The sequence below is a fragment of the Streptomyces sp. NBC_01546 genome (assembly GCF_045208355.1).
Taxonomy (GTDB): Bacteria; Actinomycetota; Actinomycetes; order Streptomycetales; family Streptomycetaceae; genus Streptomyces.
The window spans coordinates 5686636-5712062 of the sequence record NZ_CP109379.1 but is presented as its reverse complement, the minus strand read 5'-3'; the positions used below and the strand labels follow the sequence as shown (position 1 = coordinate 5712062).

The 25427-nt window shown below is 71.1% G+C and carries 16 protein-coding genes; 7 read left to right on the top strand and 9 right to left on the bottom strand.

The annotated features are described in order from the left end of the window. The first annotated feature begins 14 nt into the window (after nucleotides 1–14). From OHA89_RS26130 to OHA89_RS26110, 5 genes are read left to right on the top strand one after another with little or no spacing between them, the layout of a single operon-like run. The gene (locus tag OHA89_RS26130; RefSeq protein ID WP_266610050.1) at nucleotides 15–1928 is read left to right on the top strand and encodes a hypothetical protein; all 1914 of its coding nucleotides are present in this window, start codon (nucleotides 15–17) and stop codon (nucleotides 1926–1928) included. A 55-nt stretch (nucleotides 1929–1983) separates the two neighbouring features. Further along, entirely contained in the window at nucleotides 1984–2880 is an 897-nt protein-coding gene (locus OHA89_RS26125) for a metal-dependent hydrolase (RefSeq protein ID WP_215140654.1), read from the top strand. Further along, the gene (locus OHA89_RS26120; RefSeq protein ID WP_266610048.1) at nucleotides 2877–3920 is read left to right on the top strand and encodes a PDR/VanB family oxidoreductase; all 1044 of its coding nucleotides are present in this window, start codon (nucleotides 2877–2879) and stop codon (nucleotides 3918–3920) included. The genes OHA89_RS26125 and OHA89_RS26120 overlap by 4 nt, the downstream gene beginning before the upstream one ends. A gap of 24 nt (nucleotides 3921–3944) precedes the next feature. Beyond that, nucleotides 3945–4661, top strand: a complete 717-nt coding sequence (locus OHA89_RS26115; protein WP_257556615.1) for a TetR/AcrR family transcriptional regulator — start codon at nucleotides 3945–3947, stop codon at nucleotides 4659–4661. Nucleotides 4662–4720: 59 nt separating this feature from the next. After that, nucleotides 4721–5257: a GNAT family N-acetyltransferase gene (locus OHA89_RS26110; RefSeq protein WP_266610047.1), complete on the top strand. Its 537-nt coding sequence runs from the start codon at nucleotides 4721–4723 to the stop codon at nucleotides 5255–5257. Here the strand turns inward: OHA89_RS26110 and pulA are convergent. The 9 genes from pulA to OHA89_RS26065 all read right to left on the bottom strand — a co-directional run bounded on the left by pulA (nucleotide 5244) and on the right by OHA89_RS26065 (nucleotide 22510). After that, nucleotides 5244–10625 carry a pullulanase-type alpha-1,6-glucosidase gene (gene pulA / locus OHA89_RS26105; protein ID WP_406367254.1) on the bottom strand — a complete coding sequence of 1794 codons (5382 nt, stop codon included), beginning with the start codon at nucleotides 10623–10625 and terminating at the stop codon, nucleotides 5244–5246. The two genes, OHA89_RS26110 and pulA, sit on opposite strands and share 14 nt — an antisense overlap. Before the next feature lie 98 nt (nucleotides 10626–10723). Further along, the gene (locus OHA89_RS26100; RefSeq protein WP_266610043.1) at nucleotides 10724–12463 is read right to left on the bottom strand and encodes a carbohydrate-binding module family 20 domain-containing protein; all 1740 of its coding nucleotides are present in this window, start codon (nucleotides 12461–12463) and stop codon (nucleotides 10724–10726) included. A 315-nt stretch (nucleotides 12464–12778) separates the two neighbouring features. Further along, on the bottom strand, nucleotides 12779–13033 hold the full coding sequence (locus OHA89_RS26095; RefSeq protein ID WP_308296564.1) for a hypothetical protein: 255 nt from the start codon (nucleotides 13031–13033) through the stop codon (nucleotides 12779–12781). A 697-nt stretch (nucleotides 13034–13730) separates the two neighbouring features. Continuing rightward, entirely contained in the window at nucleotides 13731–14549 is an 819-nt protein-coding gene (locus OHA89_RS26090; protein WP_266610041.1) for a hypothetical protein, read from the bottom strand. A 2169-nt stretch (nucleotides 14550–16718) separates the two neighbouring features. After that, nucleotides 16719–17732 (bottom strand): LacI family DNA-binding transcriptional regulator, encoded by a 1014-nt coding sequence (locus OHA89_RS26085; RefSeq protein WP_215140662.1) that lies wholly within the window; start codon nucleotides 17730–17732, stop codon nucleotides 16719–16721. Continuing rightward, complete coding sequence (locus OHA89_RS26080; RefSeq protein WP_266610039.1) at nucleotides 17717–19306, bottom strand: glycoside hydrolase family 13 protein; 1590 nt, start codon at nucleotides 19304–19306, stop codon at nucleotides 17717–17719. Before OHA89_RS26080 ends, OHA89_RS26085 begins: the two co-directional genes overlap by 16 nt. Before the next feature lie 51 nt (nucleotides 19307–19357). After that, on the bottom strand, nucleotides 19358–20197 hold the full coding sequence (locus tag OHA89_RS26075; RefSeq protein WP_215140664.1) for a sugar ABC transporter permease: 840 nt from the start codon (nucleotides 20195–20197) through the stop codon (nucleotides 19358–19360). Nucleotides 20198–20199: 2 nt separating this feature from the next. Then, entirely contained in the window at nucleotides 20200–21228 is a 1029-nt protein-coding gene (locus tag OHA89_RS26070; protein ID WP_266610037.1) for a carbohydrate ABC transporter permease, read from the bottom strand. A gap of 7 nt (nucleotides 21229–21235) precedes the next feature. Beyond that, a complete protein-coding gene (locus OHA89_RS26065) occupies nucleotides 21236–22510 on the bottom strand; it encodes an extracellular solute-binding protein (RefSeq protein ID WP_215140666.1) in 1275 nt (424 codons plus the stop codon). Between the two features lie 222 nt (nucleotides 22511–22732). On the opposite strand from OHA89_RS26065, the gene OHA89_RS26060 reads away from it, so the two are divergent. Further along, nucleotides 22733–24343, top strand: coding sequence for a glycoside hydrolase family 13 protein (locus tag OHA89_RS26060; protein WP_257556608.1), 1611 nt, complete (start codon nucleotides 22733–22735; stop codon nucleotides 24341–24343). Nucleotides 24344–24369: 26 nt separating this feature from the next. Beyond that, a complete protein-coding gene (locus tag OHA89_RS26055; protein WP_257556607.1) occupies nucleotides 24370–25410 on the top strand; it encodes a LacI family DNA-binding transcriptional regulator in 1041 nt (346 codons plus the stop codon). The last annotated feature ends 17 nt before the right edge of the window (nucleotides 25411–25427 follow it).

Sequence of the window (25427 nt, the reverse complement as noted above, 5' to 3'; positions counted from 1 at the left end):
TCGTTCTGCTGAACGTGACTGCGCCGGATACCGCCACCCTCCCCCCGTCTCCCGATGTCGAGCAGGCCGAGGCCGCCATCGTCGAGCACTACCCGCGGCTGGTGCGGCTCGCCTACCTGGTGCTGCCGCCCGCCCTCGGCCGCAACCGCCGGGTGCTCACCGCCCACTCGCTGGTCCAGCGGGCGCTGCCGCGCGGGCGGCGGGACGCGGCGGCCGCCGTGCGCGGCGGGGTCCCGGGCCAGCGCGGCGGCGAGGGTGAGGCCGGGTACGCGTACGTGCGGCTGCGCGTGCTGCGCGCCGCCCTGGAGGCCGGAATTCCGCTGACCTTCCGGGCCCTGCCCCGCCGCGCGCAGCTCCCGCCGGCGCTGCCGCAGGTGTGGGGGCTTCGGCTGTTCCCTCGCTCCGGCGGGGCCGAGGAGCTGGCCCTCGACCAGTGGCTGGCCACCCTCGACGGGCCCGGCCGGGCCGCCTGCGTACTGCGGGCCCTGGAGCGGCTGCCCGAGCCGGAGGTGCTCCGGGTGCTGGACGAAGCCGGGGTCGCGGACCCGGCCGCCGCGGTCGCGGAGTCCGGCGATCCGGCGAACGACTCCCTGTTCACCTCCCCCGAGTTCGACCCGTGCGTGCTCCAGGCCCGGCCCACCGACCTGCTGAGGCGGCGCCGGCTCGTGCGCGCCGCGCTGGCCGCCGGGGCCGCCCTCGCCGTGTGCGGGGCGCTGCTCGCGCTGCCCGGCGGCGGCTGGGGCACGGACGGGGCCGCCGCCCCCTTGTACTCCCGCAACGCCGCGGCCGAGCAGGCACTGGACCCCGACAAGCTGCTGCGCGCCGCGCCCGCGCTCTGGCGTACGTCCTCCCGTACGGACTTCTCCGCCTGGCCCGCCCGCGGCGACCGCGCCGACGACGCCGAACTGCTGCGCCGGGCACTGGCCGTCTGGGCCCGCCCGGGCTCCTCCGTGGTCGTCTCGGCCACCCCGGGAACCCCGGCCGGGCCGCCGATGGGTCCGGCGCAGCTGCTGTTCGCGGGCGCCGTCGACCAGGCCGTCGTGGTCCTGCTGTACGACGGGCTGCGCGTGGTCCGGTACGCCGAGCCGCGCGCCGGGACCACCGGCGCGGCCCTCGACTTCGCCCGGACCGACGGCGCCTCGGCGGACACCGCCACCGCCCTCGTGCTGAGCAGGGTCGACGGCAACGTCCGCTACCTCACCGCCCCCTGGGTCAGCGGCGCGGCCCTGCGCGACCTGCTCAAGCCCGGCGAGCCCGCGGTGGCGCTGAAGCCGGCCCCGGACGGGGTGACCCCGCCGGTGCCCGGTCCCGCCCCGGCCGGCAACTGCACCAGCTGGAACGCCCTTGCCCTGACCGGCGACGGCGCCACCCGGCTGATCACCGACCTCGGTGAGCTGACCCCGGCCCGGCTCACCTCGGGCGCGCCGGGTGCCGAGCGCGACGTGACGGAGGCCGCGGAGCTCGGCGACTGGTCGCGGATCGCCTGCCTGTTGCCGTCGGTGCGCTCGCACGGAGTCCGTACGGTCAACGCCTGGACCTACGCCAAGCAGCCGCTGCCCGAGGGCGACGGGACGGCGGCCTGGCTCTGTACGCGGGCCGAGACCTGGCAGGGCTCGGCGGACCGGGTGCAGGCGCAGTTCCTCGCGCCGGGCGCGCCGCTCGCCGCGCAGGCCGCCCGGTCGGAGGGGTCGCCGGCGTGCGGGCCGCGGGAGCCGCGGGTGCTGGCGGGCGTGCTGTGGAAGTCGCGCGCGGGCCAGTGGTACGTGCTCGCGGCGGGCAGTGCGCAGTTCGCCTCGCTGTCGGTGTCGGGCGGCGGGGTGAACGGGTCGGCCAACGGCAACCGGCTGGCGGTCAAGGCACCGGCCGGCGCGCAGGTCGACCTGTCGGGCAAGCTCACGGACGGGACGAAGGCCGGGGCGCTGCGCTGAGAGAAGTCCGCGCAGAGGGGTTCTCCTCTCCACTACCCATCAGTACATTGACGCCATGTCTAATACGCCGCTCGCGCCCGCCCCCGTGGCGTCGGAACACGTGGACCTGAGGCCCCGGAACGTGTCCTTCGGCTGGGAGGACACCCCGCTCCACTGGCTGCCCAACGACCCCTTCACCGGGCACATGATCAATGTGCTGCACCTGCTGCTCCCCGCGGGTGAGCGGTGGTTCGTGCACGTCTACAAGCAGGTGCTCCCCTACATCAAGGACGAGCAACTGCGCGCGGACGTCGTCGGCTTCATCGGCCAGGAGGCCATGCACGCCGCCGCGCACGACGACGTACTGCCCCACCTGAAGCGGCTGGGGCTGGACCCGACCCCGTACACGGCGCAGGTCGACTGGCTCTTCGAGAAGCTGCTGGGTGACAAGACCCTTCCGCCGGGCCGGGCCCGGCACTGGTGGCTGATGGAGCGGGTCGCGATGATCGCGGCGATCGAGCACTACACGGCGTTCCTGGGCGACTGGGTGCTGAACGCGGACGAGTTGGACCGGCGCGGCGCCGACCCGATGATGCTCGACCTGCTGCGCTGGCACGGCGCGGAGGAGGTGGAGCACCGCTCGGTGGCCTTCGACCTCTTCCTGCACGTGGACGGCGGCTACCGGCGCCGCGCGCGGACCTGGGCGACCGCCTTCTCGGCGCTGGTCTTCCTGTGGCAGCGGGGCGTCCGCTTCTTCATGGAGAACGACCCGGAGCTGGTGGACGGCAAGGCCTCCTTCGGCCAGTTCTTCCGGGCGGGACAGCAGGGCGTCCTGCCGTCCGCGGGCGCCATGCTGCAGTCCATACCGAAGTACCTCGCCCGTACCTACCACCCTTCGCAGGAGGGCTCGACGGCCCAGGCGGTGGCCTATCTCGCCGCCTCTCCCGGGGCGAACGGCGGGGTGAAGGCGTGAGGCGCGCCCTGACGGTCACGGCGGTGGCGGGCGCCGCCTGGGTGGCCAAGCGCGCCCTGAACCGCCGTATCGGGACCTCCCCGCTCTGGCCGCTGCCGGCCCTGGAGACCCCGGTCTCGGGGTACTCGCCGCGCCGCCCGCTGCGCGCGCTGATCACCTCCCGTACCGAACCGGCGGAGGGGGTGCTCCGGCTGACCCTGGAATCCCCGGAGCTCCCGGCCTGGACCCCGGGCGCGCACGTGGACGTCATCCTGCCCTCGGGCCTGGTCCGCCAGTACTCCCTGTGCGGTGACCCGGCGGACGCCGGTACGTACACGATCGCGATCCGGCTGATCGAGGACGGCCGCGGCGGCTCCCGCGAGGCCCACGCCCAGCTGGTCGAGGGCGCCGAGCTGGAACTGCGCCCGCCGCGCAACCGGTTCGAGCTGGTCCCGGCGCCCTCGTACGTCTTCGTCGCGGGCGGCATCGGCATCACACCGATCCTGCCGATGCTGCGGGCGGCCACGGCGGCGGGCGCCGACTGGACCCTCCTCTACGGGGGCCGCTCGCGCGCCTCGATGCCGTTCCTGGCCGAGCTCGCGGCCTACGGCGACCGGGTCGCGGTCCTCCCGGAGGACGAGGCGGGCCTGCCCGACCTGGCCCCGCTCGCCGGGATCCGGCCGGGCACGCTGGTCTACTGCTGCGGTCCGGAGCCGCTGATGCGGGCCGTCACGGCGGCGGCCGCGGACCCGGCGGCGGTCCGCCTGGAGCGCTTCGCCCCGGCGGCGCCGGGGCCCGCCCGGCCCTTCACGGTCGAACTGCGGCGCTCGGGCCGCACGGTGGAGGTGGGCGCCGCCGAGACCACGCTCGCCGCGGTGCGCCGAGAGCTGCCGGACACCCCGTACTCCTGCGAGCAGGGGTTCTGCGGGACCTGCCAACACCGGGTGCTGGCGGGCGAGGTGGACCACCGCGACGAACTGCTCACGGACGGCGAGCGCGCGGACTCTATGCTGCTGTGCGTCTCGCGCGCGAAGAACGGTCACCTCACCCTGGACCTGTGACCTGTCCGAAGTAGGGTGTTCCGCATGACAACCGGGGTGCGGCGCAGAATGGGTGTCGAGGAGCGGCGACAGCAGCTGATCGGGGTTGCCCTGGAGCTGTTCAGCCACCGCTCCCCCGACGATGTGTCGATCGACGAGATCGCGGCGGCCGCGGGGATATCGCGGCCGCTCGTCTACCACTACTTTCCGGGCAAGCTGAGCCTGTACGAGGCGGCGCTGCGGCGGGCGGCCGATGAGCTGGCGCTGCGGTTCGTGGAGCCGCAGGAGGGGCCGCTCGGGTCCCGGCTGCTGCGCGTGATGGGGCGGTTCTTCGCCTTCGTCGACGAACACGGTCCGGGTTTCTCGGCGTTGATGCGCGGCGGCCCGGCGGTGGGGAGCAGCCAGACCAACGCCATGATCGACGAAGTGCGGCAGGCGGCGTACGAGCAGATCCTCTCGCACCTGAACATCGGCCTGGAGGACCCGCCGGCGCGGCTGGAACTGGTGGTGCGGTCCTGGGTGTCGCTGGCCGAGTCCACCGCGCTGATCTGGCTGGACGGGCGGAAGATCCCCCGGGCCGAGCTGGAGTTGCAGCTGGTGCACGATTTCGCGGCGCTGGCCGCCGTGAGTGCGGCGTACGACGCCGAGATGGCCGGCATCCTCGTACGGATCCTGGCCCACGAACCCGCCGACGGGCCCTTCGGGGAGCTGGTCGGGCGGCTGGTCGGGCTGGTTCCTACAGGAGTGCCCGGCCCGAGGTGACCGTGCTTCCGGTGGCCGCGCGTGATCACGGGCGTGCTTGATCACCAATAATTGCCCGCGTGATCATTGACGACGGGATCTTGTTCCGGCAGGCCGAGGAGAAGGACGCCGGACTGCTCGTGCGGCTGTACGACCAGGCCGCCCGCTGGATGCAGAAGCACGGGATCGAGCAGTGGAAGCCCGGCGACAAGGACGCCGCGCACTTCCGGTCGAAGATGCGCGACGGCGAGGTGTGGATCGCGGCCGACTCCGACGGACACGTCTGCGGGGCCTACGAACTGTGGTGGTCCGACGAGGAGGCCTGGGGGGTCCAGCCGCCCGTCGCGGGCTACGTGCACCGGCTGATGGTCGCCCGCGAGGCCGCCCCCGCCGGGGCCGGGCGCCGCATGCTCGAACATGCCGAGCGGCGGATCGCCAGGACCGGGCGGGAGCGGGCGCGGCTGGACTGCGTCTCCACCAACCCCCGGCTGCTCGCGTACTACCGGGGCGCGGGCTACCGGGTGGTCGGGGAGTTCCCCCACAAGGAGGGGAAGGACGGCAGGATCTACGGGGTGATCCTGCTGGAGAAGCGCCTGGACCGGCTCAGCGCCGTGTGAAGACCGACACCGTGCGGGCGGGGGCGGTGAACTCTCCTGTCGTCGCGTCGTACGTGGACCGCTTCACCGTGGCGTCGGAGCCCGCGGCCTGCACCGGGTGCAGGGTGTACGCGGTGCCCGCGAGGGCGGGGACGCGCTGGGGCCGGGCGGTGGGGGTGGCGTTGAAGACCACCACCAGGTCGCCGAGGACCATGGTGATCACACCCGGAGTCTCCTCCTTGCCGGAGAGCGGGAAGGACAGCCGGTCCTGGACCGCCTGCGGGGTGGTGAGGGCGAAGGCCCCTTCCGTCGTACGGATCCTCAGCAGGTCGCGGTAGGCCGCCGAGGCTCCGGTGATTTCGGCGCAGCCGGGGGCCGGGGCGGTCAGCAGGGGCTTCGCGTAGAGCCACTTCGAGGCGTTGTCGGCGGCCGGGGGCAGGCCGCGGCCGAAGCCGTTGCCGTCGCGGCAGTCCCAGTGGACGGCGTTGAACCAGTCGCCGCTGTCGTAGGAGTTGCGGTCCAGGGACTTGGAGCGGAGCAGGTCCGTGCCCGCCTGGGAGAGGGCCGGACCCTGTGAGAGGGCGGCCGTGGCCATGGCCAGGACCTGCATCCGGGCCTTGTCCGCCGCGCCGGTGGCCGGCGGGAGCTTGTAGGTCAGGGCGTCGGCGAGGGTCTCGTTGTCGTGGGCGTCCGCGTAGGCGAGGGCGTCGCCGGGGGCGGCCGCGTAACCGGCCGGGGCGCCGTTGTAGTCGACCTCGGAGCCCTTGACCTTACGGCCGGTGGTGTCGGTGAAGGTGTACGGGGCGAGGTTGCCGGACAGGCCGACCTTGATCAGGTCCTGGGCGTGCAGGAGGCGGGCCTTCTGCTCGGCCGGAGTGCCGTTGGCGGGTGATCCGTTGGGCTCGGTGAACAGGCCGGAGGCGAAGCCCTGGACGCGCGGGTCCTCGTCGAAGGGGCCGCCGCCGCGTACCGCGTCGCGCGCCCGGTCCGAGAAGGTGGCGATGCCGGTGCCGGCCATGTTCTTCTGCGTGGCCTGCACGAAGCGGGCGTCGTCGGCGATCTCGCCGAAGTTCCAGCCCTCCCCGTAGAGGACGATCTTCTTGCCGTCGACCCCGTCCTTGGCGACGGTGAGCTCGTCGAGGGCCTTGCGGACGGCCAGGATGTTGGCCTTCGGGTGGTGGCCCATCAGGTCGAAGCGGAAGCCGTCGACCTTGTACTCCTTCGCCCAGGTGACGATCGAGTCCACGACGAGGCGGCCCATCATGGCGTTCTCGGGGGCGGTGTTGGCGCAGCAGGTGGAGGTGGCGACGCTGCCGTCGGCCAGCAGGCGCTGGTAGTAGCCGGGGACGATCCGGTCGAGGACGGACTTGTCCGCCTGCCCCGAGGCGACGGTGTGGTTGTAGACCACGTCCATCACGGTGCGCAGCCCGGCCCCGTTGAGGGACTGGACCATCCTGCGGAACTCGACCGTACGGGCCGTGCCGTCGGGGTCGCTCGCGTAGCTGCCCTCGGGGACGGTGTAGTGCAGCGGGTCGTAGCCCCAGTTGTACGCGTCCTTCGCGGCCGCGGCGGCCACGCAGGCCTGCTGCTCCTGCGAGTCCGGGGCGTAGACCTTGAGGTCGCAGGCGGGCTCGGTGCGGTCCGCGGGCTTCTCCGGGATCGTGCCGATGTCGAAGGCCGGGAGGAGGTGGACGTACGAGGTTCCGGCGGCGGCCAGGTCGCGCAGGTGGGTCATGCCCGCCGAGCCGGTGTCGGTGAAGGCCAGGTACTGGCCGGGGTGCTTGGAGGTCCGGTCCGCGACCGAGAAGTCACGGATGTGGAGCTCCTGGATCTGGGCGGAGGTGAAGGGCACGGGAGCGGGCTTGCGCAGCTCCTTCCAGCCGGGCGGGGCGAGCTTGGGGTCGGCCAGGTCCACGGCGAGGCTGTGCGTGGAGTCGGCGGTCAGGGCGGTGGAGTAGGGGTCGGTGACGAGGTTGCGGACCACCTGACCGGTGCTCGGTGCCCAGACGGTCACGGCGTAGCGGTAGGGCTTCGCCGTCCAGGAGCGCTCGCCGCGCACCGACCAGACGCCGCTCGCGTCGTCGCGGCGCATGGCGACGGTGCGGCCGTCGAGTTCGAGGGCGACGTGCTGGGCCGTCGGGGCCCAGACGGAGAGGGTGGGGCGGCCGTCCTTGAAGACCGGGCCGAGTGATGCGGTGGTGGCGTACAGGTCGTCCAGGACCCCGGCGAGCTGTACTCCGGTGGCGGCGAGGACGGCGCCGTTCGCGGCGCGGGCGCTCGCGACGAGCTGGCCGCGCAGGGCCTCACGGACCCGGTCGCGGTCGCGCGGATCGACGGTGAAGGCGGTGTACCCGGCCAGGTGCGGGAACTTCTGCTTCTGGGCGGCGGTGAGCTCGGTCCGGTTCAGTCGCAGCCATCGGGCCCCGTCCTCGTGCAGGGTGCCGTTCTCGGCCTTGACGGCGCCGTCGCGGGAGGCGAGGAGCTGGGCGGAGGCGGCGGCAGCGGGGGCGTTCCAGGCGAGGGTGTCCCGGTCGATCCAGACCGCCTGGGCCTTGGTGAGGTCCAGGGCGGCGCCGGAGCCCGCGGGCTGCGGGAGGAGGTAGTTCGGCCGGCCGCCCAGCATCCAGACCTCGTGGCCGCCTCGATCAACCGCCGTCAGGTCCAGGGACTGGTCGGAGGGGAGGTCCTTCTCGTCGCCCTTGTGGAGGATGTAGCTGAGGCTGGTCGCCCCGGCCGCGAGCGGGACCTCGTACACCGCGCCGTAGGAGTCGGTGCGGGCGGGGAGCAGCGGCTTGGACCAGTCGGTGGGGGTCGCGGCGCCGGTCCAGAGGTGGAGTCCCCAGCCGTCGTAGGCGCCGTCGGGGCGCTGGTAGTGCAGGACGGCCTTGGCCGTGTCCTGCGGCGGGTAGGCGGGGCGGTCGGTGCGGGCGGGTTCCTTGCCCTGCTCCAGCCAGATCTCGCCGGTCTTGGTGACGTCGATGGTGCGGTCGGCGGCGACGTCCTTGTTGCCGTCCTTGTCGATGACGAGGTAACCGACGGAGGAGGCACCGGGCTTGAGCTTGACGTACGCGAAGGCGCCGTACGCGTCGCGGCCGGTGAAGCCGTGCCCGGCGGGCCACGGCGTCGCCTCGCCCTCGGCGATGTCACCCCAGGCGTAGAGCCGCCAGTTCGTGTAGTCGCCGTCGGGGCGGTTGTAGTGGACGACGGCGTAGTCGCGCTGGGTGGCGGTGGGGGTCTCGACGGGCGGCGCCTGGCCGGCGACGGACTCGGCGAGGGCGCTCGCGGTGCGGCCGGTGGGGGCACCCCCAGCGGTAGCTGGGGGAGAGTCGACGACGACGGCCTTGTAGCGCAGGGCGGTTCCGGCCGGGGCGGTGACGTGCTGGGTGACCTTGTAGGGGGCGTGGTCGGCGGAGCCGAGGACCTGCCACTTCTCGTTGCCGCTCTGCGCGGCGAAGACGACCCGGTTCAGGGCGCCGCCGCTGACGTCGGCGGAGAGCTCGACGGTGCCGGTGGCGCCGGGGGCCGGGGCCTTGAGGGTCAGGGCGGGCTTGGCGGCGGGGGCCGCGAGGGGGGCGGTGGCCTGGAGGACGACCGAGCCGAAGGCGGGGACGACGACGGTGAGCTTGCCGGCCGCGGAGGCGCGGAGCAGGGCGGTGCCGCCGTACAGGGTGCGGTACTGGGCGCCGGCCGGAGCGTCGATCTCGACGGTCCGGGGCTCGGCCGCGTTGTTCGCGGCGACCAGGTACTCGGTGCGGCTGCGGGCGTCCGTCCGGGCGAAGGCGTAGACGGACCCGTCGGCGAGGCGCTCGCTCTGGATGCCGTCGCGCAGGGCCGGGTGGGCCTTGGTCAGCTTCGAGAGAGCACTGATCTGCTCGTAGAGCGGGTGTCCCGGATCATAAGCATCGCTCGCGTGGGTGCGCACCGTTCCGAGCTGGTCGTCGTCCAGGTAGTCGGCCACCCGGGAGGCGAAGAGCGGCTGGCGGGCGTCCTTGTCACCGCCGGCGCCCGTGAAGCCCTGCTCGTCGCCGGAGTAGATCACCGGGTTGCCCCGGGAGAGGAACATCAGCTCGTTGGCGAGCCGGTAGCGGTCCAGCAGCTCCTGCTCCCCCGCGCCCGGCCGGTCCTGCTTGAGGAAGGCGCCGAAGCGCCCCATGTCGTGGTTGCCGAGGAAGGTCACCTGCTCGTAGGCGTTGGCCTTGTCGGTGGTGTACCGGTAGTCGTCGCCGAGGACGGCGGCCAGCCGCCCGGCTCCCGCGCCCTGGGAGGCGTACGAGCGGATCGCGTCCTGGAGCGGGAAGTCGAGGGTGGCGTCGAGGCGTCCGCGCGTCACGTACGGGGAGGTGACGGCGGTGTCGCCGGAGTAGACCTCCCCGAACATGAAGAAGTCGTCCCGGCCGCGCTTCGCCGCGTACTTGTCGAGCGCGGTCGCCCACTGGCTCCAGAACTCCATGTTGACGTGCTTGACGGTGTCGATCCGGAAACCGTCGAGACGGAAGTCCTCGACCCACTTCTCGTAGATCTTCTCCATGCCGCTGACGACCTCGGGACGCTCGGTCCACAGGTCGTCGAGGCCGAAGAAGTCGCCCTGCTCGGAGGACTCGCCGGCGAAGGTGGAGTCGCCCCGGTTGTGGTACATCTGCGGGTCGTTGAGCCAGGCAGGCGCCTTGAGGTTCTTCTTGGCGTCGGCCACGAACGGGGTCCGCGGGAAGGATCCGGCTCCGGTCTTCGGGAACTTCCCCTTCCCGTCGGCATAGTCCTTGTCGTCGAAAGGAACGCCGTCCTTGGTCAGATACGGGAACGCCCCCTTCGACAGGTACGAGTAGGACGCCTCCCGGTAGTCGACGACATCGGCGGTGTGGTTGGTGATGACGTCGAAGAAGACCTTCATCCCCTTCCCGTGCGCCTTGTCGATCAGCCGCTCCAGATCGGCGTTGGTGCCGAAGTGCGGGTCGACCTGGGTGAAGTCGGTGATCCAGTACCCGTGGTAGCCCGCCGAGACGTCATCGCCCTTCCCCTGCACCGGCTGGTTCTTGAAGATCGGCGCCATCCAGATGGCCGTCGTCCCCAGGTCCTTGATGTAGTCGAGCCGGTCGGTGAGCCCCTTGAGGTCGCCGCCCTGGTAGAAGCCCTTGTCCGTCGGGTCGAGGCCGGTCTCCAGGCGGGAGCCGGTGAGGCCGCCCCGGTCGTTGCGCGGGTCGCCGTTCGCGAACCGGTCCGGGAGCACGAAGTAGAACTGCTCCCGGGTCAGGTCGTGCCGGGCCGGTTCGGCGGCGAGTTTCGCGTCCGAGGGCGGCGCCGGTGGCCGCGCCGTGGCGGCCGCGGCGGGGAGGGCGGGCAGGAGCGTCACGGCCAGGGCGGCGGCGAGGACTCCTGCGGCAGGGCGTATCAAGGCGGATCTCCTTGTGTACGTGTCGCGTGGATAAGGGCCGCCCGGCGGTTGGCGGGGAAGGGGGGTGCCGGGCGGCCCTGGTCGGTGGGGCGGGCGGTTCAGCTGCGCCAGGTGTCGGTCAGCGCGACCTTGCCGCTCGCGGGAACGGTCGCGGTGCGGTTGGCACCGCTCTCCCAGCTGACGTTCCCGGAGGCGTCCTTGCGTACGTACTTGTACGCGAAGGAGGTCCCGGCCGGGAGCGTGACGTCGAGCTTCCAGACGGGGTAGGCGGCCGGGTCGAGCTTCAGCGCGCTGCCGGTGTTCCAGGCACCGAGCTCGGCGCGGTCACCGGTGACGTAGACGTCCTGGCCGAGGGCGGTGGTGGCGTTGACGGCGAAGGAGGCGCCGGCCGCGACCGGGGCGGGAGCCGCGGAGCAGGTACGGGCGCCGGTGTGCAGGGCGACGGCGGTCCCGGCGGCCAGGGTGGCGGTGAACTGACCGCCGGAGTTCACGGTCACCGCGCGCCCGCTCTGCACGTCGCAGTAGTCGCCGGCCGGGAGCGAGGTCTGGAAGGTACGGGTCAGGGCGCTCGCCTCGCGGTTGATCGCCACGTACGCCTTGGCGCCGCGCCCGAAGGCGATCTGGTCGCCGCCGTTGTCCCACCAGTTGGTGACGGACTGCCCGCGGGCCGCGTTGCGGAAGCCGACCATGGAGGAGATCTCGCGCCAGGCGTGCTGGCACTTCCAGCCGTCGGCGTAGCAGGCGCTCACCGAGCCGCCGTTGGGCGGGCCGGCGTCCTTGTCGGTCCACTCGTAGCCGGAGTGCACGTCCGGGGAGCCGTAGGGCCAGGCCAGCATGAACACGCTGGCGAGGGTGTATGCGGAGCCGTCCTTGTAGGTGAGGGTGTCGCCGCCGCGCTCGGTGTCGTGGTTGTCGACGAACACGGCGGACTGCCCGCTCGCCATGTACCCCCACGCCTCGCCGAAGTTCTTCAGGTAGGCGAGGTTCTCGTTCTGGAAGACCCGCTTCAGATCCCGCGCGTACCGGAACTCCTGCACGTCACCGCTGCCGAGGTACTCGCTGGGCGACACGGCCTCGCCGGCGCCGTAGATGGCCTCCTGCTTCCAGTAGACGCCGGGGTTCGTCAGCCGGGACTTGATGTTGGCGAGGTCGGCGGCCGGCATGTGCTTGGCGGCGTCGATCCGGAACCCGTCGACGCCCAGCGACAGCAGGTCGTTGAGGTAGCCGGCGATCCGGCCCCGCACGTAGTCCTCGCCGGTGTCCAGGTCCGCGAGCTGCACGAGCTCGCAGTTCTGGACGTTGGCCTTGTCCTGGTAGTTGGAAATGGTCGCCCGGCAGTCGTCCATGTCGGAGCCGGAATAGATGCCCGGGTAGTTGTACTTCGTGTACGAAGATCCGCCGGTGCCGGTCCCGTCCCCGGCGGCCATGTGGTTGATCACGGAGTCGGCGACGACCTTCACCCCGGCGGCGTGACAGGTGTCGACCATGGCCTTGAAGGCGGCCCGGTCCCCGAGCCGCCCGGCGATCTTGTAGCTGACGGGCTGGTACGAGGTCCACCACTGGGAGCCCTGGATGTGCTCCTGGGGAGGCGAGACCTGGACGTAGCCGTAGCCGGCGGGGCCGAGGGTGCCGGTGCAGGCCGCGGCCACGGAGTCGAACTTCCACTCGAAGAGGACGGCGGTGACGTCCTTGTCTCCGGGAGGCGTTGCGGAGGCCTGGGGGGCATGTGCGGTGAGCGCGGCGAGCGCGGCGGCGGCGAGCACGCCCGCAGCGGCGGCGCGGGCGGTGATGGTGGTGGAGCGTGGGGATCGTGCGGGTCTGGCGGCTCTGGCAGACATGCGGGGGCCTCCTGGCGGGAGAGGTGGGGATTGTCCGCGACCGTAGAGGTGTAGCCCGGAGTGTTGCAAGACTTTGCGCAAGAGATTGCAGAATTGTTTCCGGCGCCGGGCGGTGCGCCACGCTCCGGCGGCGCCTCCGGCCCCTTCGCACAGGGGCACGTGCTCAGGCGGCAGGGCCCACAGGGCACCCGCCCGGCGGCCGGAGATTCAGATCCCGTCGGGCGGGGTCAGGAAGTTCGAACCGCCAGACCCCCCGATCGATACACCAACGGGTTCCGAGCGGCCCCGCCGTCCGGAAGCCGGTTCACCGGCCCTTCACCGTTGGCACTGCAGGGCGTCGGCGCCTGCGGCGATGACTTCGGCGAGCCGGTTGGCGAAAGCCGCGTTGCATCCTCCGAGCCGGACGAAGCCGCGGCCGGCCACCGGTCCGTCATTGCACAGCGAAGGAAGGGTCAGGTCGGCGAGCGCAAGCGCCGCCTGGAGGTTGGTGACAGCGTCTTCGCCGGCCTGGTAGGCGGCGTCCTGGCGCCGCTTGTACTGGATTCGTTCGGTGCGGGTCAATTCGTACACCATGATGCTGCCCTCTCGTGGTAGGCGTGGTAGGCGTGGGAGGTGAGGTGCCGGAACACGTCGTGGATTTCGGTCGGTTCGGTTCAGCAGGCCGTGGCCGTTGCCCGATGTGCAGGCTCTGGGCACACGGGCGCCCCAGGGGGGACGAGGCAGTGATCACTTCGGCAGCGCGCACGCCGGACATGCCGACGGCAGCGGCCTCGCTGCCGGGCGGGCGCGGGGTGCGGTCTGAGCCGCAGCACAGTGAGTGGGCCCGGTTCTGGTCGCGATGGGGCAGGTAGACCGTCGGGTTGAGTCTGCGCACACCCCGTGACTATCGCTTTCGATCTTCGTTTCAAAAGGTGCAGGCGAGGACCCCTCTGACGTGTGGGAAGGACCGGGTTGTCCAGGAAATTAGCGGCTGTCACCGCCTTCGCTCTTCGCGGTCGCCGCCCGCGGAACGCTCGACGACTTCCTTACGTCATGGTCCGGCGGTGCCGTTCCCACCGGGACACCAGCGCAGGACTCCCGCTGCCTTGCCCGCCTGACGCGCCCATCGGCCGGCTGCAGAAGGCCCCTTGCCCGGACGGCGGACCCATCTCGCACGCGGCATGCGGGACTGAGACGCGGCCGCCCGGTCCCTCCCTTCAACCCACTGCCCACCCGCGTGGACGTTGCTCCGACCTGTACAGATGGCACTGCCACACGCGTACTACCGTCATGCGCCGTACCCGAACCCGCGACCGTGGGACGGAGCACGGGCAGCCCCTTTGTCCGCCAGGGAGTAGCCGGGAGGGGCCGTCGGGCTGCGTTTGGCTGCGGCCGCCTGCCCGAGCGGGGAGGGCGTCGGGTTCCGGTGTCGTGGAGTGGCCTGGCGGGGCGGTCGCGTGAGGGTGATCTGGCGGACCAGCTGCTGGAAGCAAGCCAGCGCGGCGATGGCAGGAAGGGCAGAGGCCGCCCCGGCGGCGATTGTTCTGGGTGCCTGGGCTACACAAAGAAGCGTCGCCAGGGTGGAGAACAACAGGACGATGGACCAGGAATGGAGCGCGCGGCGCTGGTGCAGCGCGGATCTGAGGATGGACAGGGAGGCGACCATCCATGGCCCGTAGATCAACAGGGGCCACCAGCTGACCACTTCGCGTGCTGCCTGAGGTCCGGCGCTGTGGCGCAGGGCGTCGCAGATCGCCAGACCGCTGAGGATGCTCACCACGGCGGCGATGACGGCGACCAGCACGGCGGTGCACAGACTGCCCGTTTGAAGCAGGGTCATCACCCGCGTCTTCGACGGGTGCCGACGGTGCCCTCCGGAGACTTGTGCGTGCGGCTTCTCGGCATGGGTTTGCTTCAGCCCGGCGACGAGGCCGACGGCGCTGACCGTGTCACCGGTGGTGTCCCAGCCGACGGGGGTGACCGGCTCCGGCTGTCTGGGGGCGATGGCCTCTTGAAGGAGGCTCGCGAGCTCCTCCGCCGGATCCCACGGCCCGTGGGCCTCGTCGAGCGGATGCCCGGGGAAAGGGTGCTGCACGTGGTCTGGCACGGGCCAGAAGGCTGGGGTCTCCGGCCGGGGGTGGGCGCCGTGGACGTCTGGGGGCCCGTACGGCTCATACACGGGAGGTGCCCCCGGAGTACTCGTCGCACTCGTCGGCAGACGTCGTGGATGGTGCCGCGTTCCCGGACCGTCGGTCGAACTCGATCTGGATCATGCTCATCGTGCGGAGGAAGTCCTCAAAGATCGCAGACGAGTAGCTCAGATCGATTTCCAGGTCCTCGTGTTCGAGTGTTGCGTTCCCGGTCCGGCTGCGGCCAGATGAGCGGGGCGTGAAAATCCACTTTCCGATCCGGGTGGCCCCGGCGTGAAAGCGACCCCCCTGCCCGTCGCCTTCCGCAGACCTGCGGAAGAAAGCGGGAAGCTTTGCTGTTGTCATATTCCATAAACGCTGTCGATGTTGGTCAGGGTATGCGCCGTCCGGGTGATGCTGGCGGATGAGCGAGAGCCGACCGTGTCTTTTATCGGTTCTGCAAACGTCACAAGAGTGCAGAACCCGCACCCTTCTGCATAATTCCGCAGCTCAGGCGACGATGAGCGGCGGGCGGGCACAGGCCCCGCCGTGACGGAGTCTTCGTCCACGACGGCCCCCCGTCCGCCGAACGTCGGTGCGGCCGGCGGCAGCGCGTGCTTACATGCAGCGGGCCACCGTCCAGCACATTTCTCCATCCTTCATATTTCACTCTTACCAGCCCGCGCTTGCAGCCGCACCGGCCTGCACGAGCATGCCGATCGTCGAGCCGGAACCCGTAAGGTCGCCTGCGCGGCCTCTCGTCCGGCTGCCCTCAGCACTCGACCGATCATCGTCAAGTCCACTGAGATGCCTGGCCGGCGGATTGCTGCGCATGGCTGCAATTGGATGGAGGAGCGCAACTCCGCATATGCCGCTGCGTTATGCCGAAGGATCGCTGGGGCTCCGATCGTGTGCGCCCCTTGAACATCAGCCTTCGGAAAGGACCAGCTGTGGGAGACATCCTCCCGTGGATCGTGCTGATCTCCGCCGTACCGGGTACGGCCGTCGTCGCGTTGACGTCGTCAGGCACTGGCCGTCTGTGGCATGTGGACATGCTCGAACTGAGGCGCCATGAACGCTTCCAGTACGTCATGTCCCGACATGTAGACAGCTGCTTCCGGCGGTCTCGTCAGGAATCCGCAGCGCCGGTACGGCCGGGGGAGAAGCCCGCCGGCGCCTCGGCCTGCCTGGGTGCGGAGGCTCTCCCGGTCGCCCATGAGCCGCATCGGCCACCCTTCCCACGAGACCTTCACGACAAGGCATCGTCACGCAGGTGGCCGACTCCGCCTGCCGAGTGGCTGCAGTTCTGACACGGGCAAGACGGAAAGGGGGCGATATCACTGAACCTCTAAAAACCCCGGCAATTCGCACGTTGCCGACCATGCAAAAAACCCCGGCAATTCGCACATTGCCGGTCACGTCCGCCACATCGGGTCGCTACTAAACCGGCGGAGAACTGTTCGACGCATTCCCGTGCCCGACGCAGCAATAAAAGGGTGAGAATTTGCTTAAATCGAAAGAAGTATTATACGCCCATTGCTGTAGGTGCGATAAGTTCATCATTCACATCCCCCCAAGGTTGCGTGCGACCGAGAAGGAGGAACTCGTTTCGTGGCACGGCTGACGAAAGGAATACACGGGCCCGGGTTCCGGCTCATCCGCACGCAGTCCGGGAGAAGGGTTGCGTGAGCATGGCCGCCTCTGGTGACCCAGCCGATCGTGGCCCATGGCCGATGGCTCGTCGTCGTCTCCGGCTGGCCGCAACGCGGGTGGCGCGTACCGCGTGGGCGGCGCTGGCGAAGGTGGGACACCGCGTGGCCGAAGCGGGCACGGCGTGCGCAGCCACCCCACCCCGGACGAGAACGGCGACGATCCAGGCGCTCCGGGACGAATACAGGGCGGGTTTCCCTCTGCCCTTGCCGCCTCCGGCGAGCGCCGCGAGCGACCTCCGCGAATGTCCATGGTGTCGAACCCTTGGAAAACCCGAGACTCCCGGCCGGTCCGGCTCCGCTGAGGACTGTTGACCGTGACCGGAACCCATGGAGGGGGACCACATCGCATGGCCCTTACCCCCTCGCTCCCCGCCCAGCCCCGGAGCGGGGAGCGAGGGGGTAAGGGCCCCGCACGCACCTAAAGCCGTACCCCGCCTACGGCGCCTGGGCCGTCGAGCCGCGGACCACCAGTTCCGGCTGGAACACGTACTCGGTGCGCTGGACCGGGGTGCCGGCCACCGCCTCCAGCAGCGCGCCCACCGCCGCCGTCGCCATGGCGCGGACCGGCTGGCGGACCGTGGTCAGCGGCGGGTCCGTGAACGCGATCAGCGGCGAGTCGTCGAAGCCGACGACCGAGACGTCCTCCGGGACCCGGAGCCCGCGTTCGCGCGCCGCCCGTATGACTCCCAGCGCCATCGGATCGCTCCCGCACACCACACCCGTGCAGCCCCGGTCCAGCAGTGCGCCGCCCGCCGCGTGGCCGCCCTCCACCGTGAACAGCGTCCGCTGGATGAGGCCCTCCGACTCCGCGGACGGCACGGCCGCAAGGAACCCCTGCTCCTTGCGGGCCGACGGCACGTACCGCGTCGGCCCGATCGCCAGGCCGATCCTGCGGTGCCCCAGGTCCTCCAGGTGCCGCACCGCCATGTCCGCCGCCGCCCTGTCGTCCGGGGAGATGAAGGGCGCGTTCACCTGCTCGTTGAAGCCGTTGATCAGGACGAAGGGGGTGCCGCGCGCAGCGAGTCGCTGATAGCGCGAAGGGTCCGCCGCCGAGTCCGCGTGCAGGCCCGACAGGAACACGATCCCCGTGACCCCGCGTTCCTCCAGCTGCTCCACCAGCTCGTCCTCGGTGGCCCCGCCGGGGGTCTGCGTGCACAGCACGGGCGTGTACCCGTGCCCGGCCAGCGCCTGCTCGATGACCTGCGCGAAGGCCGGGAAGATGGGGTTCGTCAGCTCCGGGATCAGCAGACCCACCAGGCCGTTGCTGCGGCGCTTGAGCCGCACCGGCCGCTCGTAGCCCAGCAGGTCGAGCGCGGCCAGCACCTTGTGCCGGGTGCCGGCCGCCACGCCCGATTTGCCGTTGAGCACACGGCTGACGGTCGCCTCGCTGACCTGGGCCTGCGCGGCGATGTCCGTCAGCCGCAGCGGGGAAGTCACCCCTTCCACCACACCGCGGTGTCGGCGGGAAGGACGTCCGGCTCGGCGAGCGGGCCGCTCGCGAGGAGCACCGTGCCGAATGCGGGGAGGCGTACGGCCGCGGACGTCGTGTTGACCGTGCAGACGAAGCCCCCGCGCCGGAACGCCAGCACCCCGTCCGGGGCGGTCAGCCACTCCACGGCGTCGCCCGCGCCCAGGTCCGCGTGCTCGCGGCGGATCCGCAGCGCCGAGCGGTACAGCTCCAGCGTGGACGCCGGGTCACCGGTCTGCGCCGCCACGCTCAGGCCCGCCCACTCGGCCGGCTGCGGGAGCCAGCTGCCCCCGCTGCCGAAGCCGTACGGGGCCTGGTCGCCGGACCACGGGATCGGCACCCGGCAGCCGTCGCGCAGCCCGTCCTGGCCGTTCGCCTTGAAGAAGGAGGGGTCCTGGCGCACCTCGTCCGGGAGGTCCGTCACCTCCGGAAGCCCCAGCTCCTCGCCCTGGTAGACGTACGCCGACCCGGGCAGGGCCAGCATCAGCAGCGCGGCGGCGCGTGCCCGCTCCAGGCTGCCGAACCGGGTCCGGTGCCGTACGACGTCGTGGTTGGACAGCACCCACGTCGTCGGGGCGCCCACCGGGCGCATCGAGTCGAGCGAGTCGTCGATGGCGCCGCGCAGCGCGTCCGCGTCCCAGCCGGTGCTCAGGTAGTGGAAGTTGAAGGCCTGGTGCAGCTCGTCGGGGCGCAGGTATAGCGCGGTGCGGTCCGCGCTCGGCGTCCACGCCTCGGCGACGCCGATGCGGTCGCCCGCGTACTCGTCGAGGACCCGGCGCCAGGAGCGGTAGATCTCGTGGACCCCGTCCTGGTCGAAGAAGGGCAGCACCTGGTTGCCGAGCAGCTTGAGCTGCTCGTCGCGGCCGAGGTCGGGCAGGCCGGGGGCCTTGACCAGTCCGTGGGCGACGTCGATGCGGAAGCCGTCGGCGCCGAGGTCGAGCCAGAACCGCAGGATGGAGCGGAACTCGTCCTGGACGGCGGGGTGTTCCCAGTTGAAGTCGGGCTGCTCGGGGGCGAAGAGGTGCAGGTACCACTCCCCGTCGGCGACCCGGGTCCAGGCGGGCCCGCCGAAGATGGACTCCCAGTCGTTCGGCGGCTCCGCGCCGTCCGCGCCCTGCCCCGGGCGGAAGTGGAAGCGCTCGCGCAGCGGGGTGCCGGGGCCTTCGCGCAGCGCCTGCTTGAACCATTCGTGCTGGTCGGAGCAGTGGTTGGGGACCAGGTCCACGATGATGCGCAGGTCCAGGGCGTGGGCCTCGCGGATCACGGCGTCGGCGTCGTGCAGGGTGCCGAACATCGGGTCGATGGCCCGGTAGTCGGCGACGTCGTAGCCCGCGTCGGCCTGCGGGGAGGCGTAGAAGGGGCTCAGCCAGACGGCGTCGACCCCCAGTTCCTTGAGGTAGGGCAGGCGGCTGCGGATGCCTTCGAGGTCCCCCATGCCGTCCCCGTTGGAGTCGGCGAAGCTGCGCGGATAGACCTGGTAGATCACCGCTTCTCTCCACCAGCCGGGCTGGGTGCCGGTGGAGGTGGGAAGTGCGTCGGCGAGGTGCTGGGTCATGTCGTCCTTGGAGAGATCGGGCCGGGGGTGAGAGGGGGCAGGCACGGGTGGTCAGCCCTTGGTGGCGCCTGCCGTCATTCCGGCGACGAGGTGACGCTGGGCGAAAACGAAGAAGATCGCCGCGGGGATGGCGATGAGGACCGAGGCGGCGCTCATCGCACCCCAGTTGGAGGTGTACTGGGTGACGAAGGTCTGGAGCCCGCCGGCCAGGGTGAGGTTCTCCTCGCCGACCATGAAGGCGGAGGCGTAGGCGACTTCGCCCCAGGCGGTGATGAAGGCGTAGAAGCCGGTGACGGCGAGGCCGGGCTTGGCGAGCGGCAGGATCAGCCGCCAGAAGGTGCCGAAGGGGTTGAGCCCGTCGACGCGGCCGGATTCGTCGATCTCCACCGGGATGGTGTCGAAGAAGCCCTTCATCATCCAGGCGCAGAACGGCACGGCGATGGTGAGGTAGGTGATGATCAGACCGAGCGGCTGGTTGAGCAGGCCGAGGTCGCCCATCAGGTTGTAGAGCGGGACGATCAGGATGGCCATCGGGAACATCTGCGTGATGAGCAGGGTCCACATCAGCGGCTTCATGCCGGGGAACTTGAAGCGGCTGACCGCGTATCCGGTGGTGGCGGCGATGAACACACCGAGGACGGTGGTGACGCCGGCGACCAGGACGGAGTTGGCGAACCAGCTGAGGAAGTGGCTCGACTCCAGCAGGTACTCGTAGTTGCCGAGGGTCGGGTCCTTGACGAAGTCGGTGGTGATCGCGTGCTCGGCGGGCTTGAGCGAGGTCAGCAGGATCCACAGCACCGGGAAGACGGCGATGACGGACGCGCCGAGCAGGGTGAGGTGCAGGCCGACGGAGGCGAGCGGGGCGCGGGCGCCCCGAGTGCGGGTGGTCATGGTCACCACACCTCTCCCTGCTTGCGCAGCGAGCGCCGGTAGACCAGCGCGAAGATCATGAGCAGGGCGAGGATCAGTACGCCCCAGGTTGCGGAGCCGGCGAAGTCGCGCGGGCTCGAGACGAACGCCTCGCGGAAGGCCTGCGTCACCAGGATCTCGGTGGAGTCACCGGGTCCGCCGCGGGTGAGCAGGAAGATCACCGGGAACATGTTGAAGGTCCAGATGGTGGAGAGCAGGATCACGGTCATGCTCACCGCGCGCAGCCCGGGCAGGGTGATGTGCCGGAACCGCTGCCAGGCGCTCGCGCCGTCCATCTCGGCGGCCTCGTAGAGCTCACCGGGGATGGACTGCAGTCCGCCGAGCAGGGCGACCATCATGAAGGGGACGCCGAGCCAGACGTTGACGGCCACGACCGAGAACTTGGCCCAGGTCGGGTCGTCGAGCCACGGAATGGCGGCGATGCCGCCGCCGTCGAGGATCTTGTTGAGGATGCCGTTGTCGCGGTTGAAGAGGAACCGCCAGGCGAAGACCGAGACGAAGCCGGGAACGGCCCAGGGCAGGATGAGCGCCATCCGGTAGGCGGCGCGGCCCCGGAAGTCCCGGTTGAGCATGTTGGCCAGGACCAGGCCGAGGGTGAAGGTGATGGACACGCACGCGACGGTCCACATCACCGTCCACACCAGCCGCTGCAGGAACACCGGGTCGCCGAGCACGGCCGTGTAGTTGTCGAGTCCGACGAACTCGTACGTGGCGTCGATGTGACGCGCGCCGATCGTGCGGGCGACGTTGCGCTCGTTGGCGTCGGTCAGCGACAGGTAGACGCCGCGGACGAGCGGCCAGCCGATGATCACGCCGAGTACGAGCACCACCGGGGCGATCATGGCCCAGGCGTACCAGTGGGTGGCGAGGGCACGCCTCAGTCCACGTGTGTTCCCGCTGTCAGTCCTGCGGCTCCGGCCGCGGGCGGCGGCGTCGTTCTCGACGCCGTCGTCCGCGGCCTTCGCCACCGACTGGCTGGTGTGAGCAGCCATCTTGTCGTTACTTCCAACCCTTGAGGATCTTGCGGAACTCGACGCCGGCCGCCTTGGCGGCGTCCTCGGGGCTCGACGCTCCGGTGATCGCCTTGGTGTATTCGACCTTCAGCGGCTCGAAGAGGGAGCCGTTCTCCGGGATCCAGGCGCGCTCGACGGCCTTGTCCACGGCCGGCTTGAAGAACTGCACCATCTCGCTGCTCTTGACGTCCGGCTGCTCGTAGGCGGCCGTGCGGGTCGGGAGCAGGCTCAGCTCCTTGGCCGACTGCACCTGGACCTCCTGCGAGGTCATGTAGTCGACGAAGGCGTGGGCCGCGGCGCGGTTCTTGGAACCGGCGTAGACACCGAGGTCGTGGCCGCCCTGCGGGGCGCCCGCCTTGACCGAGCCGGCCGGGACGGCGGCGACGCCGAGGTTGGCCTTGTCCTTGAACTGGTCACCGGCGTAGGTGTCGGCGACCGCCCACGGACCGTTGATCATCATGGCGGCCTCGCCGGACTTGAAGGCCGTCTGCATGTTGGTCCAGCCGTCGGTGGCGTTGGTGACCGCCGCGCCCGAGGTGACCAGGTCACGGGCGGTCTTGAACGCCTTGACGCCCGCCGCGTTGTCGACGGTGACCGTCTTGTTCTTCGCGTCGACCAGGTCGCCGCCCTCGCCGTAGATCAGCGGGAGGAACCAGTAGGAGTCGTCGCCGCGCAGGTAGAGCCCGGCCTTGCCGGTCTTCGCCTTGATGGCGGCGGCGGCCGTCTTCAGCTCCTCGAGCGTCTTGGGGGGCTGGACCCCGGCGTCGGCGAGCATCTTCTTGTTGTAGAAGAGGCCGAGGGTGTCGATGACCTGCGGCACTGCGTAGGTCTTGCCCTCGTACTTGCCACTGGCCGCGGCCTGCGCGAGGAACTCGGAGTCGACCTTCTTCGCCGTCTCGGCCGGGACCTCGTCGAGGTAACCCAGGGACGCGAAGTCGGCGACCCAGCCGACGTCGGCGCGGATCACGTCGGGGGCGTCGGAACCGCTGCTGAAGGCGTTCTTGACCTTGTTCTGCGCGTCGCCGTACGGGACGTTGACGTACTTGACGGTCACCTTCGGGTGCTTCGCGGTGAACGCCTCGGCGATCTTCTGGAAGCTGGCCTTCTCGGCGTCGTTCGACGTGTCCCACCAGGTGACGGTGCCGGACAGCTCGCCGCCGGCCTTCGTCTCGCCGGCCGCGTCCTTGTCGTCCCCACCGCAAGCCGTCGCCGCGAGCGCCAGGGCCGCGACCAGCGCGGTGGCCGCTATGCCACGCCGCATATGAACTCCTTCGATGATCCCGGCCGCGCCCTCGCGGTCCCGAGTTGCCAGGAACGTAACAAGGCTGAAAGAAGACCGAAAGGGCTTGCGGCAATTTTCTGCAAGAAGGGCTGATCGTTACATCGGTGTGTCCGTACGGTTGCCGCAGCTTGCTGTTAGTTCGAGTCACCTTCGACTGTCCCGGCCCGCAACCAGGGGGCGTGTGCTTGCGTTGACCCCGATATGACCCATGAGTCGACGGCCGTCCAGCTTGCAAGCGCTTCCAGCAACGCCACCGCAAGCAGTGGCTGGTGGCGTGATGCCGTCATCTACCAGGTGTACGTGCGCTCCTTCGCCGACAGCGACGGCGACGGCGTCGGGGACCTGCGCGGGGTGCGCGAGCGCCTCCCCCACCTGGCCCGCCTGGGGGTCGACGCCGTGTGGCTGACCCCCTTCTACGTCTCCCCGCAGGCGGACGGCGGCTACGACGTCGCCGACTACCGGGCCGTCGACCCGCTCTTCGGGGACCTCTCCGACGCCGACGACCTCGTACGGGCCGCCCACGCACTGGGGCTGCGGATCATCGTGGACGTGGTGCCGAACCACACCTCCGAGCAGCACGCGTGGTTCCGGGCCGCCCGCGCCGGGGATCCGCGGGCCCGGGCGCGCTACCACTTCCACCCCGGCCGGGGTCCCGGCGGCGCCGAGCCGCCGAACGACTGGGAGTCCGTCTTCGGCGGCCCCGCGTGGACCCGTGTCGAGGACGGCGCCTGGTACCTGCACCTCTTCGCCCCCGAGCAGCCCGACCTGGACTGGGGCCATCCGGAGGTCGCCGCCGAGTTCGCCTCCGTCCTGCGCTTCTGGCTCGACCTCGGCGTCGACGGCTTCCGCGTGGACGTGGCCCACGGCATGGTCAAGGCCGCCGGGCTGCCCGACATCGGGCACGGCGCCCAGGCCACCCTCATCGGCACGCAGCCGCTCCCCTTCTTCGACCAGGACGGGGTCCACGAGATCCACCGCTCCTGGCGCCGGCTCCTCGACTCCTACGAGGGCCCCCGGATCGGGGTCGCCGAGGCCTGGGTGCCGACCTCCGAGCGCCTCGCCCTCTACGTCCGCCCCGACGAACTGCACCAGGCCTTCAACTTCCGCTTCCTGAACTGCCCGTGGAACACCACCGCCCTGCGGACCGTGATCGACGAGTCCCTGGCCGCCACCGCCTCGGTGGGGGCGCCCACCACCTGGGTGCTGTCCAACCACGACGTCGTACGGCACCGGACCCGGTTCGGCAGCCTGGAGCGGGCACGCGCCGCCGCGCTGCTGATGCTGGCCCTGCCCGGGTCGGCGTACGTCTACCAGGGCGAGGAGCTGGGCCTGCCGGAGGTCGCCGACCTCCCGGACGAGGCCCGCCGGGACCCCGCCTTCCTCCGCACCGCGGGTCAGGACGGGCTGCGCGACGGCTGCCGGGTGCCGCTGCCCTGGTCCGGCGCGGAGCCCCCGTACGGTTTCGGCCCGTCGGGCACCTGGCTGCCGCAGCCCGCCGGCTGGGGCGGCCTCAGCGTCGCCGCCCAGACCGGCGATCCGCACTCCACCCTCGAGCTCTACCGCGCCGCCCTGGAACTGCGCCGGGCCCTGCCCGGTCTCGGCTCCCCGGACTCGGGCCCGCTGACCTGGCTGCCCGCGCCCCAGGACGTGCTCCTCTTCACCCGGCCCGGCTTCGCCTGCACCCTCAACAGCCGGCCCACCCCGGTCGAACTCCCGGAGCCCGGCCGCCCCGTACTGTCCAGCGCGCCCGTGGAGACGGACGGCCGCACGGTGCTGCTGCCACCGGACTCGTGCACGTGGTGGGCAATCTGAACGTGCGACCGGTACAGTCCAATCCCGTGACCGCACGGCTAGCCGACATCGCAGCCCAGGCGGGGGTCAGCGAAGCCACAGTCAGCCGCGTGCTCAACGGCAAGCCCGGTGTGGCCGCGGGCACCCGTGAATCCGTACTGGCCGCGCTCGACGTGCTCGGCTACGAACGGCCCGTACGGCTGCGCCAGCGCAGCGCGGGCCTCGTCGGCCTGATAACGCCCGAGCTGGACAACCCCATCTTCCCGGCGCTCGCCCAGGTCATCGGCCAGGCGCTGACCCGGCAGGGCTACACGCCCGTGCTGGCCACGCAGACGCCCGGCGGGTCCACCGAGGACGAACTGACCGAGATGCTCGTCGACCGCGGGGTCTCCGGGATCATCTTCGTATCCGGCCTGCACGCGGACACGACCGCCGACATGGGCCGCTACGACCAACTGCGCGGCCAGGGCGTCCCGTACGTCCTCATCAACGGGTTCTCCGACAAGGTGCAGGCGCCCTTCGTCTCCCCCGACGACCGCGCGGCGATGCAGCTCGCGGTCACCCACCTGACGGCGCTGGGGCACACCCGGATCGGGCTCGCCGTCGGGCCGAAGCGCTTCGTGCCGGTGGTCCGCAAGATCGAGGGCTTCCGGCTCGGGATGAAGGAGCGGCTCGGGCTCGACGAGGCCGAGACCGAGGAGCTGATCCAGCATTCCCTGTACACGCTGGAGGGCGGCCAGGCCGCCGCGACCGCACTGATCTCGCGGGGCTGCACGGCGGTGGTGTGCGCGAGCGACATGATGGCGCTCGGTGCGATCCGCGCCGCCCGGCAGCAGGGGCTGCGGGTGCCGCAGGACGTGTCGGTGGTCGGCTTCGACGACTCCCCTCTCATAGCGTTCACCGATCCGCCGCTCACCACCATCCGGCAGCCGGTCCTGGCCATGGGGCAGGCGGCCGTCCGGACCCTGCTGGAGGAGATCGGCGGTACGCCGGCCCCGCACAGCGAGTTCGTCTTCCTGCCCGAGCTGGTCGTCCGGGGGTCCACGGCCTCCGGCCCCGGACAGGCCCGGGGCCGGAGTCGTCCGTAGGCCGCAGCCGTCCCTCA